Source organism: Pseudogemmobacter blasticus (genome assembly GCF_003071405.1).
Classification (GTDB): Bacteria; Pseudomonadota; Alphaproteobacteria; order Rhodobacterales; family Rhodobacteraceae; genus Pseudogemmobacter; species Pseudogemmobacter blasticus.
In genome coordinates this window covers 1011014-1029360 of the sequence record NZ_CP020470.1, presented here as the reverse complement: position 1 = coordinate 1029360, position 18347 = coordinate 1011014, and the positions used below count along the sequence as shown (strand labels likewise).

20 protein-coding genes are annotated in these 18347 nt (G+C 67.2%); 2 read left to right on the top strand and 18 right to left on the bottom strand.

Annotation, left to right across the window (positions count from 1 at the left end; translation table 11 throughout):
• Positions 1-61: 61 nt before the first annotated feature.
• Positions 62-469: a SufE family protein gene (locus tag B6K69_RS04960; protein WP_107673432.1), complete on the top strand. Its 408-nt coding sequence runs from the start codon at positions 62-64 to the stop codon at positions 467-469.
• Here the strand turns inward: B6K69_RS04960 and B6K69_RS04955 are convergent.
• The 4 genes from B6K69_RS04955 to cobS all read right to left on the bottom strand — a co-directional run bounded on the left by B6K69_RS04955 (position 448) and on the right by cobS (position 5883).
• Complete coding sequence (locus tag B6K69_RS04955; protein ID WP_108642997.1) at positions 448-2262, bottom strand: aminopeptidase P family protein; 1815 nt, start codon at positions 2260-2262, stop codon at positions 448-450. The genes B6K69_RS04960 and B6K69_RS04955 overlap by 22 nt on opposite strands.
• Positions 2263-2328: 66 nt before the next feature.
• Complete coding sequence (cobT, locus tag B6K69_RS04950; RefSeq protein ID WP_108642996.1) at positions 2329-4200, bottom strand: cobaltochelatase subunit CobT; 1872 nt, start codon at positions 4198-4200, stop codon at positions 2329-2331.
• A 4-nt stretch (positions 4201-4204) separates the two neighbouring features.
• Positions 4205-4909 (bottom strand): aspartate/glutamate racemase family protein, encoded by a 705-nt coding sequence (locus B6K69_RS04945; protein WP_335602459.1) that lies wholly within the window; start codon positions 4907-4909, stop codon positions 4205-4207.
• A complete protein-coding gene (cobS, locus tag B6K69_RS04940) occupies positions 4909-5883 on the bottom strand; it encodes a cobaltochelatase subunit CobS (RefSeq protein ID WP_107673435.1) in 975 nt (324 codons plus the stop codon). Before cobS ends, B6K69_RS04945 begins: the two co-directional genes overlap by 1 nt.
• Before the next feature lie 166 nt (positions 5884-6049).
• On the opposite strand from cobS, the gene msrB reads away from it, so the two are divergent.
• Positions 6050-6511 carry a peptide-methionine (R)-S-oxide reductase MsrB gene (msrB, locus tag B6K69_RS04935; protein WP_108642995.1) on the top strand — a complete coding sequence of 154 codons (462 nt, stop codon included), beginning with the start codon at positions 6050-6052 and terminating at the stop codon, positions 6509-6511.
• A gap of 9 nt (positions 6512-6520) precedes the next feature.
• On the opposite strand, the gene B6K69_RS04930 is transcribed toward msrB, so the two are convergent.
• The 14 genes from B6K69_RS04930 to B6K69_RS04860 all read right to left on the bottom strand — a co-directional run bounded on the left by B6K69_RS04930 (position 6521) and on the right by B6K69_RS04860 (position 18076).
• Entirely contained in the window at positions 6521-7942 is a 1422-nt protein-coding gene (locus B6K69_RS04930; protein WP_108642994.1) for a PucC family protein, read from the bottom strand.
• 143 nt (positions 7943-8085) lie between these two features.
• Complete coding sequence (locus tag B6K69_RS04925) at positions 8086-8307, bottom strand: light-harvesting protein (protein WP_107673438.1); 222 nt, start codon at positions 8305-8307, stop codon at positions 8086-8088.
• A gap of 11 nt (positions 8308-8318) precedes the next feature.
• Positions 8319-8474, bottom strand: coding sequence for a light-harvesting antenna LH1, beta subunit (gene pufB, locus B6K69_RS04920; RefSeq protein ID WP_107673439.1), 156 nt, complete (start codon positions 8472-8474; stop codon positions 8319-8321).
• A gap of 471 nt (positions 8475-8945) precedes the next feature.
• Complete coding sequence (hypE, locus tag B6K69_RS04915) at positions 8946-9968, bottom strand: hydrogenase expression/formation protein HypE (RefSeq protein ID WP_108642993.1); 1023 nt, start codon at positions 9966-9968, stop codon at positions 8946-8948.
• A gap of 1 nt (position 9969) precedes the next feature.
• On the bottom strand, positions 9970-11106 hold the full coding sequence (gene hypD, locus B6K69_RS04910) for a hydrogenase formation protein HypD (protein WP_108642992.1): 1137 nt from the start codon (positions 11104-11106) through the stop codon (positions 9970-9972).
• Positions 11103-11384: a HypC/HybG/HupF family hydrogenase formation chaperone gene (locus tag B6K69_RS04905; protein ID WP_108642991.1), complete on the bottom strand. Its 282-nt coding sequence runs from the start codon at positions 11382-11384 to the stop codon at positions 11103-11105. Before B6K69_RS04905 ends, hypD begins: the two co-directional genes overlap by 4 nt.
• A 3-nt stretch (positions 11385-11387) precedes the next feature.
• Positions 11388-12866, bottom strand: a complete 1479-nt coding sequence (locus tag B6K69_RS04900) for a sigma-54-dependent transcriptional regulator (RefSeq protein ID WP_107673442.1) — start codon at positions 12864-12866, stop codon at positions 11388-11390.
• Positions 12863-13894: a hydrogenase nickel incorporation protein HypB gene (gene hypB, locus B6K69_RS04895; RefSeq protein WP_418260328.1), complete on the bottom strand. Its 1032-nt coding sequence runs from the start codon at positions 13892-13894 to the stop codon at positions 12863-12865. The genes B6K69_RS04900 and hypB overlap by 4 nt, the downstream gene beginning before the upstream one ends.
• A 1-nt stretch (position 13895) precedes the next feature.
• Positions 13896-14237 carry a hydrogenase maturation nickel metallochaperone HypA gene (hypA, locus tag B6K69_RS04890; RefSeq protein ID WP_108642990.1) on the bottom strand — a complete coding sequence of 114 codons (342 nt, stop codon included), beginning with the start codon at positions 14235-14237 and terminating at the stop codon, positions 13896-13898.
• Positions 14238-15103: 866 nt separating this feature from the next.
• Positions 15104-15886, bottom strand: a complete 783-nt coding sequence (gene hybE / locus B6K69_RS04880) for a [NiFe]-hydrogenase assembly chaperone HybE (protein WP_108642989.1) — start codon at positions 15884-15886, stop codon at positions 15104-15106.
• On the bottom strand, positions 15883-16716 hold the full coding sequence (locus B6K69_RS04875; protein ID WP_108642988.1) for a hydrogenase expression/formation protein: 834 nt from the start codon (positions 16714-16716) through the stop codon (positions 15883-15885). Before B6K69_RS04875 ends, hybE begins: the two co-directional genes overlap by 4 nt.
• An 8-nt stretch (positions 16717-16724) precedes the next feature.
• A complete protein-coding gene (locus B6K69_RS04870) occupies positions 16725-17144 on the bottom strand; it encodes a thioredoxin domain-containing protein (RefSeq protein ID WP_108642987.1) in 420 nt (139 codons plus the stop codon).
• A gap of 3 nt (positions 17145-17147) precedes the next feature.
• Positions 17148-17468: a HypC/HybG/HupF family hydrogenase formation chaperone gene (locus B6K69_RS04865; RefSeq protein WP_108642986.1), complete on the bottom strand. Its 321-nt coding sequence runs from the start codon at positions 17466-17468 to the stop codon at positions 17148-17150.
• Positions 17468-18076, bottom strand: coding sequence for a HyaD/HybD family hydrogenase maturation endopeptidase (locus B6K69_RS04860; protein WP_206340543.1), 609 nt, complete (start codon positions 18074-18076; stop codon positions 17468-17470). The genes B6K69_RS04865 and B6K69_RS04860 overlap by 1 nt, the downstream gene beginning before the upstream one ends.
• Positions 18077-18347 lie beyond the last annotated feature (271 nt).

Genomic DNA, 18347 nt, shown 5'->3' with positions numbered 1-18347 from the left:
GTTTCCGGGTCTGGACCTTGGCGGCGCGGGGGACTACCTGAAGAAGACGAAGGAGACTGCCATGGCCACGCCCGCCTTTGAAGACATCGCCGAGACGCTGGAATTCCTGGACGACTGGGAGGACCGCTATCGCCATGTCATCGACCTGGGCAAGGCGATGCCGCCGCTGGACGACAGTTTCCGCGTGCCGGCCTACAAGGTGGATGGCTGCGCCAGCCAGGTCTGGCTGCGCCCGCAGATCGAGGGTGGGCGGTTCGACTTTCAGGGCGACAGCGATGCGATGATCGTGCGCGGGCTGATCGCCATTCTCCATGCGCTTTATGCCGGCCTGCCGGTGGCCGAGGTTGCCCGCGTCGATGCCGCGGCCGAACTGGGCCGGCTGGGGCTGAACGATCACCTGTCGTCGCAGCGGTCGAACGGGCTGCGCGCCATGGTCGAGCGGATTCGTCAGACCGCTGCGGCCGCCTGAAGCGGCGCGCAGGCGGCTTGCAGCCAGCGCAGGGCGGCCTCCGACAGGCGGGGGCCGATCCTTTCCAGAACTGCGGCGTGATAGGCATTCAGCCACTGACGCTCATCCGGCGACAGGCGGGCGGTGTCGATCAGGCGGCGATCGAAGGGCACGAAGGTCAGCGTCTCGAAGGCAAGCTGGCGGCGATGCGCGTCGGCGCCCTTTGCGGCCTCTTGCACCACGATCAGGTTTTCCAGCCGGATGCCGAAGGCGCCCTCGCGGTAATAGCCCGGTTCGTTCGACAGGATCATCCCGGGTTCCAGCGGCACTTCGGAAAGGCGGCTCAGCCGCTGCGGGCCTTCATGCACCGACAGGAACGCGCCGACGCCATGCCCGGTGCCGTGGTCGAAATCGCGCCCGGCAACCCACAGCGGAAAGCGCGCCAGCGGGTCCAGGTCGCGGCCCGACAGGCCCACGGGCCAGCGCACGCGGGAAATCGCGATCAGCCCCTGCAACACGCGGGTGTAGCAGTCCATCGCATCGGGGTCGGGGTGGCCCATGGCAATGGTGCGCGTGATGTCGGTGGTGCCGTCCGGGTATTGCGCGCCCGAATCGACCAGCAGCAGCTCATCGGGGCCTACCCGGCGGTTGGTCTCCTCGGTCACGCGGTAATGCATGATGGCGCCGTTGGGGCCGGCGCCGCTGATGGTGTCGAAGCTGATGTCATGCAGCGCGTTGGTGGCGCGGCGGAAGCCTTCCAGCGCGCGCACCACCGAAATCTCGGTCTGGCTGCCGGGGGGCTGCGCATCCAGCCAGCACAGGAATTCAACCATCGCGGCCCCGTCGCGCAGATGCGCCTCGCGCATCCCGTCAATCTCGGCGGCGTTCTTCTTCGCTTTGGGCAGGCGGCAGGGGTCATCGCCCCAGGCGACTTCCACCCCTGCCTCGCGCAACTCGTCCGACACCGCCAGCGGGGCGGTGGCGCGATCCACCCGCACCGGGCCTTGCAGCGTATGCAGCGCCGGCACGAAGGCCGAGGGCGGGCGCAGGGTAACCTGCGGGCCAAGGTGGGCGCGCACCGTCTCGTCGATCTTGGCGGCGTCGGTGAACAGGGTGACGCGCGCATCGTCATGCAGGATGGCAAAGCCGTGCAGGATGGGGTTGCGCGGCACATCGGCGCCGCGGATGTTCAGAAGCCAGCAAAGGCTGTCAGGCAGGGTCAGGACGGCGGCACGCTGGCCCGCGCTGCGCAAGCCCTCGGCCAGACGGGCCCGCTTGTCGGCGCTGCTTTCGCCCGCCAGAGCATCGGGATGCACGAAGGCGCGGCCCAGCGGAGCGGCGGGCTGATCCGGCCATATGGAATCGACAAAATTTCTTGTTGACCTGATGGATACATCGCAATCTTCAAGTGTCGCGCGAAGTTTGTCGATCTCGTCCGCCGTGTGCAGCCAGGGATCGAAGCCCACATCGCCCGCCGCCAGATGGTCGGCGATCCAGAGGCCGGGCTTCACCTCGGGCCAGGGCACCGGCGTATAGGCGGCAAGGTCCACCTGCGCCTTGACCTGCGTGCGGTAGCGCCCGTCGATGAAGACGCCGGCCACCGTGGGCAGCACCACGCAGAAGCCGGCCGATCCGGTGAAGCCGGTCAGCCATTGCAGCCGGTCATCCCGCGCGGCGACATATTCGCCCTGATGCGCATCAGCCCGCGGCACGATGAACCCGGCCAGCCCTTCGGCGGCCAGCGCGGCCCGCAGGGCTGCCAAGCGGGGCGGGCCCTGTTCGGGCGAGGCTGGGCTGTCGAAGGTCTGGAACACGGTCAGGCTTTCCCTTCTGCAAATCTCCGGCGCGACGGCCGCTGGCGCACAGGGGCGAAAGCCCCCTCAGCCCGCCTTGCGGATGCCCAGCATCCGGGCCCTTGCGCGCGGGTCCTTGTCGAACAGGCCCGCAAGCTGTTCGGTCATCGCGCCGGCCAGTTGCTCGACATCGGTGATGGTCACGGCGCGCTGGTAATAGCGCGTCACGTCATGGCCGATGCCGATGGCGATCAGTTCCACCGCCTTGCGGCGTTCGACCATGGCAATCACGTCGCGCAGGTGCTTTTCCAGGAAGCTGGCCGGATTGACCGACAGGGTGGAATCGTCCACCGGGGCGCCGTCCGAAATCACCATCATGATCTTGCGCGCCTCGGGGCGGGCCAGCATCCGGCGATGTGCCCATTCCAGCGCCTCGCCGTCGATGTTTTCCTTCAGCAGCCCTTCCTTCATCATCAGGCCCAGATTGGCCCGCGCCCGCCGCCAGGGGGCATCGGCCGATTTGTAGATGATGTGGCGCAGGTCGTTCAGGCGGCCCGGGCCCTGCGGCCGGCCTTGCGCCAGCCAGCGTTCGCGGCTCTGGCCGCCCTTCCAGGCGCGGGTGGTGAACCCCAGGATCTCGACCTTGACCGAGCAGCGTTCCAGCGTGCGCGCCAGCACATCGGCGCAGATCGCGGCAATGGAAATCGGGCGGCCGCGCATGGACCCCGAATTGTCCAGCAGCAGCGTCACCACGGTGTCGCGGAACTCGGTGTCCTTTTCCCATTTGAACGACAGCGGCGTCGTCGGGTTGGCCACCACGCGGGCCAGACGGCCGGCGTCCAGGATGCCTTCCTCCAGATCGAACAGCCAGGATCGGTTCTGCTGCGCCTGCAAGCGGCGTTGCAGCTTGTTCGCCAGCCGCCCCACCGCGCCTTTCAGCGGGTCAAGCTGCTGGTCCAGATAGGCGCGCAACCGTTCCAGTTCGGCCGGTTCGGCCAGATCCTCGGCCTTGATTTCTTCGTCGAAGTCGGTCGTGTAAACGGTGTAGTTCGGGTCGGCATCGGAATAGGGCGCGGGCGGCGGCGGCTCCAGCGGCGTCTCGCCGTCGGGCATCTCGGTTTCATCGCCCTGTTCCATGTCGGCGCTGTCTTCTGTCGAGACCTGCGCCTGCGATTCATCCTGCTGTTCGTCCTGGCTGCGTTCGGGCGCGGCTTCGCTCTCGTCGCCGTCCTGCTGTTCCTCGCCGTTGGACTCGGGGCTGTCCTCGTCTTCCTCGGCCTCGTCACCCAGATCGTCTTCTTCCGGGCGGTCGGGATCGTCGCCAAGCTGGTCGCCATAGCCCAGGTCGGAAATCACCTTGCGGGCCAGCCGGGCAAAGGCGGCCTGATCGGACAGCACATGGTCCAGCGTTTCCAGCGTGCCGCCGGCCTGATCCTCGATGAAGCCGCGCCACAGGTTCATCACGTTCTGCGCGCCGGCGGGCAGGTCGCGCCCGGTGGCCAGATTGCGCACCAGATAGCCCGCCGCCACCGAAAGCGGCACATCCTGCTGGCTGGTGATCTGGGCATAGCCCTTGCGGTCGGCCTCATGCCCGATCTTGGCGTCGATATTGGTGGCGGTGCCGGGCATTTCCCGCGCCCCCATCGCCTCGCAGCGGGCGGTTTCCATCGCGTCATAGATGTCGCGCGCCAGTTGCCCGGTGGGGGCATAGCGGCCCGACACGCCTTCGTCATGGAACTTGCGGCGCAGCGCGAAGGCATCGGCCGTGCCCCGCGCCAGCAACACCTCGTCCCGGGTCAGGCGGCGCGAGACCTGCGGCAGGCGGATGCCTTCCTTGTTCATGCCCGGCGGATCGACGGAATAGGAGACCGTCATCTCCGGGTCGTCCGCCATGGTGCGCGTCGCCTCGGCAAGCGCCTTCTTGAACGGATCGGCTGGGTTGTCGGTGGGTTTGGTCATGGCATCAGCCCAAGGTGGCAAGGTCGGTGCGGCCTGTCGCCAGATCGGCCAGCACCGCGACATGGCTGTCCAGCGCGTCAATCACGGGATAGCCGGGGTTCTGCCCATCGAAGGCAAGGTTGAGGTCGGTGCCCGCCAGCACAATTGCCTCGGCGCCAAGGTCGCGGACCATTCGTTGCCCTGCGTCCAGCAGAACGGCGCGCTGCTGGTCGGTGCAGGTACCGGCGACGGCCACCTCCTGATAGGTCTGGCCCAGCATCTCGATCTCGTCGTCCAGAGCCACGCCCTGAACCAGCTGCAACTGGCCGTAAAGCCGGGTCCGCATGACCACGCGCGTTCCCAGAAGGCCAACGCGGCGGTATCCTGCCCCGTGTAGCATCGCATCCAGCGGCGCCACGCCCGAAACCACCGGCAGCGGCGACAGTGCCCGGAACTCTTCCAGGCAGTAATGCGCGCCAAGCGAGGTAAGGGCCACGGAGTCGCAGCCCGCACCTTTCAGCCGCGCGGCCATCGCTGCGAAGATTTCCGCCTGAGGAGTACGCAGATCCGCCAGATTGTTGCGGATCAGTGTCTGGATGTCGCCGTGTTCAATGGTCAGCCGGAACGGCCCGCCGACAGCCGCCGCAAGCCTCTGGTAGTAAACCACCGTCGCGGCTACGCCGATGCCGCCGATCAGGCCAATATGCAGCCCCGGACCGGCCGCCTTCATCACTTCATCGCCTGGCTGGCGGCGCTTTCCGGGAGTTCCTCGTTGAAGCAGCGCTGGTAGAACTCGGCCACGGTCTGGCGTTCCAGCTCATCGCATTTGTTGAGGAAGCTCAGCCGGAAGGCGTAGCCGACATTGCGGAAGATCTCGGCGTTCTGGGCCCAGTTCAGCACGGTGCGCGGCGACATCACGGTCGAAAGATCGCCGTTCATGAAGGCGGTGCGGGTCAGGTCGGCCACGGTGACCATCTGCGAAATGATCTTGCGGCCCTTGTCGGTGTTGTAATGGGCGTTCTTGGCCAGCACGATCGCGGTTTCCGCGTCATGGGACAGGTAGTTCAGCGTCGCAACCAGCGACCAGCGGTCCATCTGTGCCTGGTTGATCTGCTGCACGCCGTGGTAAAGCCCGGTCGTGTCGCCCAGACCCACGGTGTTCGCCGTGGCGAACAGCCGGAAGGACGGGTGGGGGGTGATGATCTCGTTCTGGTCCAGCAGCGTCAGCTTGCCGTCATGTTCCAGCACGCGCTGGATCACGAACATCACATCGGCGCGGCCGGCGTCATATTCGTCGAACACGATGGCAACGGGGTTGCGCAGCGCCCAGGGCAGGATGCCCTCATGGAACTTCGTCACCTGCTTGCCGTCTTCCAGCTTGATCGCATCCTTGCCGATCAGGTCGATCCGGCTGATGTGGCTGTCAAGGTTCACCCGCACGCAGGGCCAGTTCAGCCGCGCCGCCACCTGTTCGATATGGGTTGATTTGCCGGTGCCGTGATAGCCCTGGATCATCACCCGGCGGTTGTAGGCAAAGCCCGCCAGAATCGCCAGCGTGGTGTCGGGGTCGAACTTGTAGGTCGGGTCGATCTCGGGCACGCGGTCGGATCGTGACTCAAAGGCCTTCACGCGCATTTCGGTATCGATTCCGAAGAGATCGCGGACCGAGACTTCCTCGGTCGGTTTCGTCACTTGATCCAGCATGGCGGGCGTCCAGAAATTTCGTTCCTACGGTTCATGGAACATATCGCGCAGGGCCGCAAGGGGAAGCCCGGCCGGCGGCCGGCAACGAATCTGCGTGATCGGGCAAATCCGCTGCTGTGCCGCGGTCGTATCGGTGGGTAGACTGCGCGCGAAGGGGAGATTGCCGATGCACCGCCGCCTGTTTCTTGCCACTGCCGCCGCGCTGGGGCTGGCCCGGCCCGCCCGCGCCGAAGGCGGGTTTGAAATCACCCTGTCCGAAGCCGAATGGCGCGCCCGCCTGACGCCCCGACAATATGCCGTCCTGCGCGAGGAAGACACCGAACGCGCCGGGTCCAGCCCGCTGGACAAGGAATATGGCGCGGGCACCTATCATTGCGCGGGCTGCGATCTGGCGGCGTTCTCGTCCGAAACCAAGTTCGACAGCGGCACCGGCTGGCCCAGCTTCTGGCAACCGCTGCCGGATGCGATTGCCACGCGCGAAGACACGTCGCTGTTCCTGGGCACCAGGACCGAGGTGCACTGCCGCCGCTGTGGCGGGCATTTCGGGCATGTCTTCCCCGATGGCCCGCCGCCCACGGGGCTGCGCTACTGCATGAACGGGTTGGCGCTGGTGTTCCGTCCGGCCTGAGGCCCCCGGTCAGGACCGCGCCTGATCCAGCATCGGGGCGCGGGACCGCAGGTTGCCCTTGTGCCCGTTCATCCACAGCGGAACGATCACCACCAGCGCCGCGACCAGCAGCGCCATTTCAACGGCAAAGACCGTGATATAGGGGGCCGTCGCGTCAAGCCCGCGGTCGCCGCTGGCCAGCATCGCATCACGCAGCGCGCCGCCCGCGGCAATGGCAAGCCCGGCCGAGGTGGTTTGCACCGCACCCCAGACGCCAAGCGCAAGCCCGGTCTGGCGCGGCGGGGCAATGCGGATGGTCATCGTCAGCGTGCCATGGCCAAACAGGCCGGCGCCGAAGCCCGCCGCGAAGGTGGCGCCCACGAAGGAAACGATGCTCAGGGTCGAGGCTGACAGGATCACCACGCCAAAGGCGGGCACGCCGACCAGCGCCCCGAACAGGGCCACCCCCAGCGGTGCGCGGCCGCGGGCAAGCCAGCGCGAGGCACCGACGAAGCCCACCAGCGTGCCAAGCGCCAGCACCACGGTCAGCTTGGTGGTTTCCGAAACCGTCATGCCCAGAACCTGGCCGCCGAACGGTTCCATCAGCACGTCGGCCATGCCGAAGCCGGCGGTGCCGAAGGCGATCAGCAGCAGCAGCGGCTTCATGCCGCGAATGTTCGACAGCGCCTTGAGCGAGGCGGAAAAGCCGATCTCCTCGGCCACGTCACGGGCGCGCCGGGGATTGCGGGCCTCCTGCTTCCACATGGCATAGCCGTTCAGCGCGATGGTCACCACGGCCGAGCCCTGGATCACCTGGATCAGCCGGCCCGGCGAATACTGGACCAGCAGCATCCCATAAAGCCAGGCGCTGATGATCATGCCCAACAGCAGCATGACATACATCAGCCCCACCACCTTGGGATGGTCTTCCTCGGTCACCAGGTCGGTGGCCAGCGCCAGGCCGACCGTCTGCACGATGTGCAGCCCGGCGCCCACCAGCAGGAAGGCCAGCGCGGCCGAGGACAGGCCCAGCCAGCGCGGCGCTTCGGCGGCATAGCCTTGCTGAGACAGCACCAGCAGCGCGAAGGGCATGATGGCAAAGCCGCCGAACTGCAGCATCGTGCCCTTCCAGATGAAGGGGATGCGGCGCCAGCCCAGGGCCGACCGGAACGTATCGGACTTGAACCCGATCACCGCGCGGAAGGGGGCGAACAGCAAGGGCAGCGCCAGCATGATCGAGACAAGGCTGGCCGGAACGTCCAGTTCGACGATCATCACCCGGTTCAGCGTGCCGGCCATCAGCACCAGCGCCATGCCGACCGTGACCTGCAACAGGGCCAGCCGCATCAGGCGCGAAAGGGGAACGTCCGGCGTGGCGACATCCGCGAAGGGCATCCAGCGCGGCCCGAGCCCCGCCAGCTTGTTCACGACGATGCTCTTCAGGTCAGCCATGTGCCGGGTCCATCCATGTGGCGGATTGCGGGTCTTGCCGGCCCGGCGCCGCCAGAAACGCAAATATCGGGATGCCCCTCGGAGGTCCGGGGCTCCCGACCCTGGGGTGGGGATGCGCCGCCCCGAAGGGCGGCGCAGGGGTCTTACTTCAGCAGAGCCACATCGTTCGCCGAAGCGGTCGGGGTCAGCTCAGCCACCGCAGCGCCAGCAGCGGTGATCGGACGACCATTCCAGTAGTCCGAGAAGATGTTGGTCTGGGTCAGCACGCCAACGTGGATGGCGAGAGCCGACACGGCGACGGCGGACAGCATCAGCGGAATGCCGACGCCGGGTTTCACGACGAGCCAAACTTTCGGGAAAATCATTTAGCCCTCCATCAACCGAGCCACGGGGTCGCGACAGCCGCGAGCACGTGGGCGATGACGGCCACGCCGCCGAAAATACGGGTGCCGAGGATCACTTGCTCGTGAACTTCCTCAGCTTCTTTCAGGGTCAGCCCGCTCGGCCAGACCTTATCAGGATCGTCTGCCATTTACGTCTCCATTTGTTTGGCCATCGAATGTTTCGCGAGGGTGATGACCGAACCCTCATCGCCACCTTTGGGGGGTCCCTAGGTTGCAAGGAAAGACTGTCACGTTTTATTGACATCATCAACTGTCAGAAATTATTTACACAAGATGCTTGATTTAATTTGGCCCGTTACAGCTATCCAACCGCCGGTAGCCGTACCATCCGACAGGAATTCTGTAGGGATGTGCCAAATAAAATGAAATAAAAACATTGTCTTGATGGATTTTCCGAAAACACGATCAGCCGGCGCGACGCAGCGCTGCGTCCACTTGTCGCGACGGTCGGTCGGTCGGAATTCCAGGGGTGAAACAGGCCGGATCTGCGGCATATTCCGGGTTGAGACTGGCCGCCGCCGGCCCGCACGTCCCCGCCGGAAGCCCGGTTTGAGTCGTATGCCACGGTGTACGGACTCAGGCGGCGGTCCGGGCCGGCGTCAGCAGATGCGCGGCAACTGCTCGCCCACCAGCATGTCCACGATGCGTGCGCCGCCGAACGCGGTGCGCAGGGTCACGCGGCCGGCGGGGCCGGGCAGGGCGCGGCCGATCTGCACCGCGCCCGCGCCTTCGGGCAGCGATCGCAGCGCGGCCAGCAGGCCCGGCGCCTGATCCTCGGGGCAGAACAGCACCAGCCGGCCTTCGTTCGCCAGATACAGCGGATCAAGGCCCAGGATTTCGCAGACGCCCACCACTTCGGGGCGCAGCGGCAGGCGGGTTTCGTCGATCTCGACCGCAACCCCGGCCTCGGCCGCCATTTCGTTCAGCGCGCTGGCCAGCCCGCCACGGGTGCAGTCGCGCGCGGCGTGCAGGCCGGGGGCGGCGGCCAGCGCGGCCTGCATCAGATGGCCAAGACCCGCGCAATCCGAGGCAAGATCCACCGACAGCGCCAGATCGCCCCGCGCGGCCAGGATGGCGGCGCCGTGATCGCCCAGAACGCCGTTGACGATGACAGCATCGCCGGGCCGGATCTGCGCCGCGCCGATCTCGACCCCGACAGGGATCACGCCAACCCCGGCGGTGGTGATGAACACGCGGTCGGCCTTGCCGCGTTCCACCACCTTGGTATCGCCGGTGACAATGCGGACGCCGGCCCTGGCCGCCTCGGCCGCCATGCTGGCGACAATGCGGCGCAGAAGCGCGATCTCGCAGCCTTCCTCGATGATGAAGGCCGCCGACAGCCACAACGGCCGCGCGCCGCCCACGGCCAGATCATTGACCGTGCCGCAAACCGCCAGCGTGCCGATGTCGCCGCCCGGAAATTCCAGCGGCGTGACGACGAAACTGTCGGTGGTAAAGGCCAGCCGGGCGCCCGGTTCCTGCAGGGCGGCGGTCATCAGGCGGGCCTGATCCTCGGTTCCGGGGGGCTGGAAGACGGCGGTGAACACCTCGTCGATCAGGTCGCGCATGGCGCGCCCGCCGCCGCCATGGGCCAGGGTCACATGGGTATCGCGCAGGGCCATGTCAGGCCGCCGTCCCGCGTGCGCCGGCATATTGCCAATAGGCCGCGCAGGCGCCTTCCGATGACACCATCAGCGCCCCCAGCGGCATTTCGGGCGTGCAACCCTTGCCGAATTGCGGGCATTGCGTGGGTTTCAGCTTGCCGGTCATCACCGAGCCGCAGGCGCAGCCTTCGATTTCCGGCACGTTGCGTGCCCCCGCCGCATAGCCGATGCCGAATTTCTCCTCGGCATCGAAGGCGGTATAGGCCGGGCGGATGCGCAGCCCGCTGGCATCAATCTCGCCCAGACCCCGCCATTCAAAGCTGGGGCGGCGCTCATAGACATCGGCGATGGCGGCCAGGCTGACCCGGTTGCCGTGTTCGGGCACGACGCGGGCATACTGGTTTTCCACCGCCGCGCGCCCCTCGGCGATCTGGGTCAACACCATCAGCACCGATTGCAGCAGATCGGTCGGCTCGAACCCCGCCACGACGATGGGTTTGCCATAATCGCGGGCGATGAAGTCATAGGGGTGGATGCCGATCACCATCGAAACATGGCCGGGCCCGATGAAGCCATCCAGCGTCATGTCGGGGTCATCCAGCAGCGCCTTGATCGGTTCGGGCACGGTGATGTGGTTGCAGAACACGCTGAAATTGGTCAGCCCTTCGCGCGCGGCCTGCTGGATGGAAAGCGCCGTCGAAGGCGTGGTCGTCTCGAACCCCAGTCCGAAGAACACCACCTCGCGGCCCGGGTTGCGCCGGGCCAGTTGCAGCGCATCCAGCGGCGAATAGACCATGCGGATGTCGGCCCCGGCCGATTTCGCCTGCATCAGGCTTTTGCGGTGGCCCGGCACCCGCATCGCATCGCCGAAGGTGGTGAAGATCACGCCGGGGCGTTCGGCGATCTCCACACATTCATCAACCCGCGCCATCGGCAGCACGCAGACCGGGCAGCCGGGACCGTGGATGAACTCGACCCCCTCATGAATCAGCTTGTCCAGACCGTAGCGAAAGATCGAATGGGTATGCCCGCCGCAGATTTCCATGATGTGAACGGGGTTCGCCCGGGTGGCGCCGATCTGGTCGGCCTTGCGGGCAATGGCCGACAGCAGCGCGCGGGCGGCGGCGGGGTCGCGGAATTCCGAGGCAAATTTCATGCCAGCGCCTCATCCGACGCGGCCATCTGGTCCAGCGCCTCTTGCGCCTCGCCCAGATCGCGCAGGGCCTCCAGCGTTTTCGCGGCTTCGTCGGCGTCGATCAGGCTCATCGCAAAGCCGACATGGATCAGCGCCCATTGTCCGACCAGCGCGTCCAGATCATTGCCCGCCACGCAGGCGACATTCACCTCGCGGCGCACGCCCGACACCTCGGCCATGGCCATCAGGCGGGCGGCGTCGGTGATGGCGGTGATCTGCCCCGGTATCCCCAGACACATGGCTCAGTCCTCCTCTTCCTCATGCACCCGGCCCGAGGGATCGAGGATGCCATAACGGTCCAGCTTGGCGCGCAGGCCAACGCGCGACAGGCCCAGTTCCACCGCCGCGCGCGACTTGTTCCAGCGGTGGCGGGTCAGCGTTTCGCGCAGGATGCGCATCTCGATCAGCTCGACCCGGTCTTTCAGCGTTCCGGCGGCGGTCAGCACGCCTTCGGCGCTGCGGTCCGCACCGGCGTCGGACGGCGGAGCTTGCAGAATGGCGCGGCTGATCAGTTCGGCCCCCAGAACCGGGGCCTGCGCGAAGATCAGCATCCGCGTCACCTCGTTGCGCAATTCGCGCAGGTTGCCGGGCCAGTCGTAGTTTTCCAGAAACTCCAGCGCCGCCGGGGTAAAGCCTTGCGCGGGCTTGCCGTGGCGCGCGGCCAGGTCGGCCAGGAATTCCTGCGCCAGGATCGCCACATCGCCCCGCCGGGCGCGCAGCGGCGGAATGGAAAGCTCGGCCACCGACAGCGCATAGTAAAGGTCGGGGCGGAAGGCGCCGTCAGCCACCCGCGCGGCCAGATCGCCCCCGGTGGCGGCAATCAGGCGCAGGTTGGTGGTCAGCACTTCCTGCCCGCCCTGCGGGGTGAAACTGCCCTCGTCCAGCAGCCGCCACAGCGCCAGTTGCAGCGCGGGGCTGGCATGTTCGATGCCTTCGATGAACAGGGTGCCCCGATCGGCCTTCTGCGCCAGACCGATCCGGTTCACGCCGCCCGGCAGAACGCCGCGCTTGGCGCCGAAGATCTCGATCAGCGCCAGGTCTTCGGGCAGACCGGCCAGATTGACCGCGTGGAACGGCTTGTCAGACCGCAGGCTGCCGAAGTGCATGGCCCGCGCCAGCCGCGCCCGGCCGGTGCCGGCCTCGCCCGTCAGCAGGACGGGCACGTCGAAACTGGCGTAATGGCGGGCGGTTTCGACCAGCGCGCTCATCGGGCTGAGGGGCGAACGGAGGATCGTCTCGAACCCCATCCCGTCGCGCAGCGCAAGGCGGCGCTTTTCCAGCTTGGTCTGCGCGGTCGATGCCAGGAAGCGCATTTCCAGCGCCATCCGCTCATTCTCGCGCGCAAGGCCGAACAGCCGCGCGCCGTTGCGCACCGCCATCAGCAACTGGTCGGGGTGCCAGGGCTTGGTCAGGAACTGGTGGATGCCGGCATCATTGATCGCCTGCGCCATGGCGGCGGGGTCGGTATAGCCGGTGATGATGATGCGCACGGCATCGGGCCAGCGTTCGCGCAGGTCGGCCAGGAATTCCACCCCGGTGCGGCCCGGCATCCGCTGGTCGCAGACCACCACCTGCACCCATTCCTCTTCCATGCGGATCAGGGCGGCTTCGGCATCGGGCGCGGTCACGCAGTCGAATTCATCCTCAAGCGCCATCCGCATGGCGGACAGCGAATGTGGCTCGTCATCGACCAGAAGAACGGTGGGCCGGGTCGCCGTCATGCCGCCTTCTCCGCCAGCCGGGCGCGCAGCCAGTCGATCCAGGCGGCCATGCCTTCGCCGCTGCGGGCCGACAGGCGCAGGATGGTGATGTCGGGGTTCACGCGGCGCAGGTTTTCTTCATACAAGTCCAGATCCACGTCGCAATGCGGGGCAAGGTCCACCTTGTTCAGGATCGCCAGCCGCGCGGCGGTGAACATGTCGGGGTATTTCAGCGGCTTGTCCTCGCCCTCGGTCACGGACAGGATCGCCACCTTGGCATCCTCGCCCAGATCAAAGGCGGCGGGGCAGACAAGGTTTCCGACATTCTCGATGAACAGGAACGAATTCGGCCGGGGGCGCAGCTCGTCAATCGCGTGGCCCACCATCTGCGCATCCAGATGGCAGCCCTTGCCGGTGTTGATCTGGATCGCCCGCGCGCCGGTGGCGCGGATGCGGTCGGCGTCCGCGCTGGTCTGCTGGTCGCCCTCGATCACCGCAAGCGGGGTGTCGCCAAGGGCTTCGATCGTCTTGCACAGCAGCGTGGTCTTGCCCGATCCGGGGCTGGAAACCAGGTTCAGCGCCAGCGTGCCAAGCGCGGTCAGCACCCGGCGGTTGCCCTGCGCGATGGCGTCGTTCTTGGCCAGGATCGAGGTTTCCACCTCGATCAGCCGGGCTTGCGTCAGGCCGGGTACCGACACGCCGGCAGCGCCCAGACCGTAATGATGCGTGCCCTCATGCGGGTGATGGTGGTCGCCGCCGCCATGGTCATGGGCATGATCGGCATCGCCATGGCTGTGACCCGCGCCATGGGCATGGTCATGCGGGTGGCTGTGGTGGTGGTCGTGCGGGTGGTCATGCAGCGTGTCGCCATGCCGGTGCGGGTGGCTGTGGCCGTGCGAATGGTCATGCGCGTGACCATGACCATGGGGCAGGCCGTCGCCGTGGGAATGGGCGTGGTTATGCGCCAGCCCCAGCCGGTGCGCCTCGTCATGGCTCATCTCGCGGCCGTCCACGATGACCTTGTCCGAACATCCGCAAACCGTGCACATGTCAAACCACCTCCATATCCTTGATCCGCATTTCATCGCCACCGTTGGGGATCAGCCTGCCGCCGCCGCAGCGGGGGCAGGGGTCCAGACGGTTGGCAATCTCGACCGCGGTCATGCAGTCGTAACACATGGCCTGTCCGGGCAGGTCGATGATTTCAAGCCGCGCGCCTTCGGCGGGGCTGCCGCGCATCACCACGTCGAAGGCAAAGTCCAGCGCGGGTTTTTCCACGCCGGCAAACCGGCCGATTTCCAGCCGCAGCACGGTCACGCGCGAAAAGCCATGCGCGCGCGCCTGATCCAGCACGATGCTGCGGATGCCTTCGACAAGGCTCATCTCGTGCATGGCTCGGCCTCGCGCAGGGTCACCGGAAGGCAGGGATCGTGCAGCGCCACGACAAGGGGCGCAAGGCGGCTGTCCGCGCCGGGCAGGCGGGCCAGCGATTGCAGCAGCGCGCCGCCGGGGGCCAGCAGGTGATCGGTCGGGGTGCGGCGGGCAAGGCCGGTCACGATTCCGGCCGTCTGCGTCAGCCGCAGCGCATAGGCCCCCCCGCGCGGCGGGGACCACGGCAATGCCGTTGCGGCAGGCGGCGGGCGGCAGGCGGCCCTCCATCGCGGCCTCAAGATCGGCCAGCAGACCCAGATAGCGCCAGAGCGGGCCGCGCCCGTGCTCGGCCTCGATGCTGCGTAACAGCGGGTGGTCGGCCTGCCGTCCGGCAGCGGAATTCTCGAACGCGCCTTCGGCCAGCGGATCATCGGCGGGGGGCGGGGGCAGGGCGGGGCAGGTGGCAGCACCGGCGGGGAACAGGGCCACAAGCCGCGCGGTAAGGGCGGCGGCAGGGGCAGGGCTGGCGATCCAGTCCGAAAAGCCCGCCCGGTCCTGCGGCAACCGGCGGGCGGGGCCGAACAGCGTGGCGGGCTCTGCGGGCAACCGCGGCGGGGCCAGCCCGGCCGCCGCGCGCAGGGTGACACAGGCGCGGGCCAGATGATCACGAACAATTTCGGCGGCGGGATCGCTGTCGCCGGGCGGCAGCCCCAGCGACAGCCGCGCCGCCAGACCCTGCGCGCCGGCGCACAGATTGAACAGGCGCGGCAGCAGGTCGGCGGCCTCGGTCACGGGCTTGCCAAGGATCAGCGCCTCGACCGGCAGCGGCGGGGCTGCGGCAAGGCGCGGACCGTCAGCGGCCAGCGTGATGGTGACCGCCGAAAGCGTCATCCGCCAAGCCCCCCGGTAATCAGCCGCCGGCGCGAGGGTTCGCTCTCCTCCTCCGGTTCGGGCGGTGGCGGGGCCAGTTCCGCCTCGCGCCGGGCACGGATTTCGGCGGCGCGGTCGGTTTCGGCGCGGTTTTCCGGCTTGAACAGTTCCGCCATCACCGCGCGCGCCACATCCACCGCCTGAAGCTGGCTGGTGAAATCGCCCATGGGCGAGAACAGCGAACAGGCCAGATAAGGCCCGGTCATCTCGCGGCTGTTGTGCAGGAATTCGTAATCGCCCGACGGGAAGGCGATCACTTCCTTTTCGCCGGCCCCCAGCACGGGGCGGCTGGCGGGCGGCAGGAAGACCAGGTTCATGAACCAGGGCGCGACCAACACGCCAAGGAACCCGCCCTCCCAGGGCTGGAACTCTACCGCCTGCACATGCAGCGCATGGTTCACCATGGGCACGTCGCGCATCTTGCTGTTGAAGATCTCGGTAAAGTCGGCCACCAGCGCGCGGCTGCGCGCGGCCATTTCATCCAGCACGGCCGCCGCCGGGGCGCCGGGGTCTTCGCGCACCAGAAACTGCGCCTTGGGCGCGGTGCAGCCGGGGCAGGTCCAGTCGTCCGGCAGGTCGACGAAGGCGGTGCCCGGCAGCACCTGCCGGGTGTCGTCGCCCTCGGCGGGGTCATAGGGCGTCCAGCAGATCTTGCATTCCATGATCGCCTGCGCGCTGATCCGGTCTGCGGCGCCCAGATAGCTGCCTTCAAAGCCCTGAGTGCGGGGCGCGCCGGTCATCGGATCGCCTCGATCACGTCGCGGATGCGGATGGCACTGTCAGACAGGTCTTCCGCCGCCGCCAGCGCCACTTCGGGCATGTCGGTCACCTCGAACGTGTCCAGGATCAGCGTGTCCATCGAATTGTAGAACTGCACCCGCCAGACCCCGGCCAGCGCCGTGGCCGTCACCCGGCAGTTGCCATAGCCGCGCGACAGCACGGTGACCGCGCCTTCGCCAAGCGCCTCGTCCAGCCAGAGCAGGTCTTCGGGCGTGTGGGGCAGCAGGGTCAGGTTGATCACATGCGCGCTGTCGCCGGGCTGGCGACTGCGCGAACGGTCGATCAGCTCGGTCAGCACGGCGGGGGCATTGGCCAGCCCGGCAATGCGGCGGGCCTGTGTGCCCAGGGCCGGGCGGTGGGGCACATGGGCGCGGGCCAGCGTCAACCCCGGCACCGGCCCGATCTCGACCCGGTCGATCCCGGCGGCCAGCAGCATCCAGACCCCGGCGAACACGCTTTCCTGCACCATCACGGCGGGCAGTCCGCGCAGCCGGATCGACACCTCGCCCTGCCCAAGCGCATCGGCCATCACCTTGCGCGCCTTGGGCGACAGGGTGGACAGGTCGAACTCGGCCGGGCCTGCGCCTTTTGCGGCGGCGTCACAGGCGGCGGCCATCTCGGCCAGCATCGCCAGCGCCTCGGCGGTGGCCACCGGATCGTCGGCCTCGGGGATATGCGGCGCATAGGTCCGCATCCCCGAGGGCAGCGGCATGTATTGCAACTCACCCGCCGGATCGGGCTGCGAGCCGGGGCCAAAGCCCGTGGGGGGAAGCATGAAGGGCGATGCCATGGCGGACCTCAGGCTGGGGAAAGCGACAGGATATGGGTGACGCGGGCCAGATAATCTGACCAGTCGCGCACCTTTTCGATGGCGCCCAGAAAGGCGCCGTCGCGGTAGAACAGGAAACCGGGGGTTTTCAGCGCGCGGGTTTCTTCGCGCAAGGCCGCTTCGATGGCGTCATCCACCACCGCGCAATCAAAGGTATTCTGGAACGTCAGCCGCAGTTCCGGCAGGATCACCGCCGCATCGGCGGTTTCCAGATTGCGCCGGGGATCGCCGGGCACGAACAGGCAATGCACGCCGGGCCGGGCCAGAAAGTCCGCCATGTCCTCCGCCGAGCACAGGCGCGGATAGTCGAATTCCTGTTCCAGCCGCGCAATCAGCGGATGGGTGGCCGAAGCCGCGGGCAGGTCATGGTCGGGGGCGTGGTCGTGCATGGATCATCCTTCCGTGCGGCCGGCATCAAATGCGGCCTGCAAATGGGGGGGGAGCTGCGGGGCGCGCGCCTCAAGATCGGCGAAGGCATCGCCCAGATCGCCGCCCGTCATCAGCGCCTTCAGCCCGTCCAGCGCGGCGCGGATCTTCAGCGCCTCCTCCTCGGGCAGCAGGGCGCGGGCGGCGCCCAGAAAGCTGAGAACCCAGTCGCCGGGGCGCGCGTCGGGCAACAGCGACAGGTCCACCAGTTCCACCCGGTCGCCATCCTGCGCGCGGGCGGCGATGCCATCGACCGACAGCACCCGCATGGGAACGCCCACGCACATCAGGCGAACCCGGGGAAAAAGCGGGCGTCGCCGGTGCGGCAGGCCTCATCTTCCGAGGGGCGGCCCTGTTCATAGGCGGCCCAGCGGATGGACGGATCGGCCAGAAGCGAGGCATCCGAACGCCCTTCGCCGACCGTCACACCCCACTCCGCCAGAATGTCGCGCGCGATCTGCAAGGCCTGCGGGATGCGGGCGGCCACTTCGGGGCGCAGACCGCCGCCGTAATCCTCAAGCTCGACCGGCTGGCAACCGATCAGCACCATCTGCGGCGGGCAGCGGCCCAGAAGCTGGGCCGTGGCGATCACGTCCTGAAAGCCGGTCTGGTGCAGGCTCATCTTCTTGGCACCCATGAAGGCGGGCACCTCGCCATCGCGCACCAGCTTCAGCGTGCCGGGCGGCAGGCCATAGTCGATGGCGTCGAACACCAGCAGGGCATCGGCGTCTTCCAGAAAGGGCAGCAGGTACAGCCCCTGCGTGCCCCCATCCAGCAGCCGCACATTCTCGGGCAGGGCGTGGCTTTCGGCCATGGCTTCGACGCAGCGCACGCCAAAGCCTTCGTCGGCCCACAGCACATTGCCGATGCCCAGAATCAACACACGCTTCGACACCGGCTCCTCCCTCAGTGGCTGGTCGCAAGGCTTTCAACTTGGGTGACAAGTGAGAACATGGTTTGCAGGATGGTGGGAAAGCGAAATTCAGAACCGATGAATTTTCTTGCAAGCGGTTGAGAGTGCAGCGGAAAATCTGCGCCAAAGCGTCGCAGTCATGCAGGAAATTGGAAAGATACTTTCCATAATTGGCGTCTATACGGAAGATGGGTGTCCAATGTGGTGGCCGTATGGCCCGAAACCACCACTCCCGAATTCCCCTTCCCCTGCG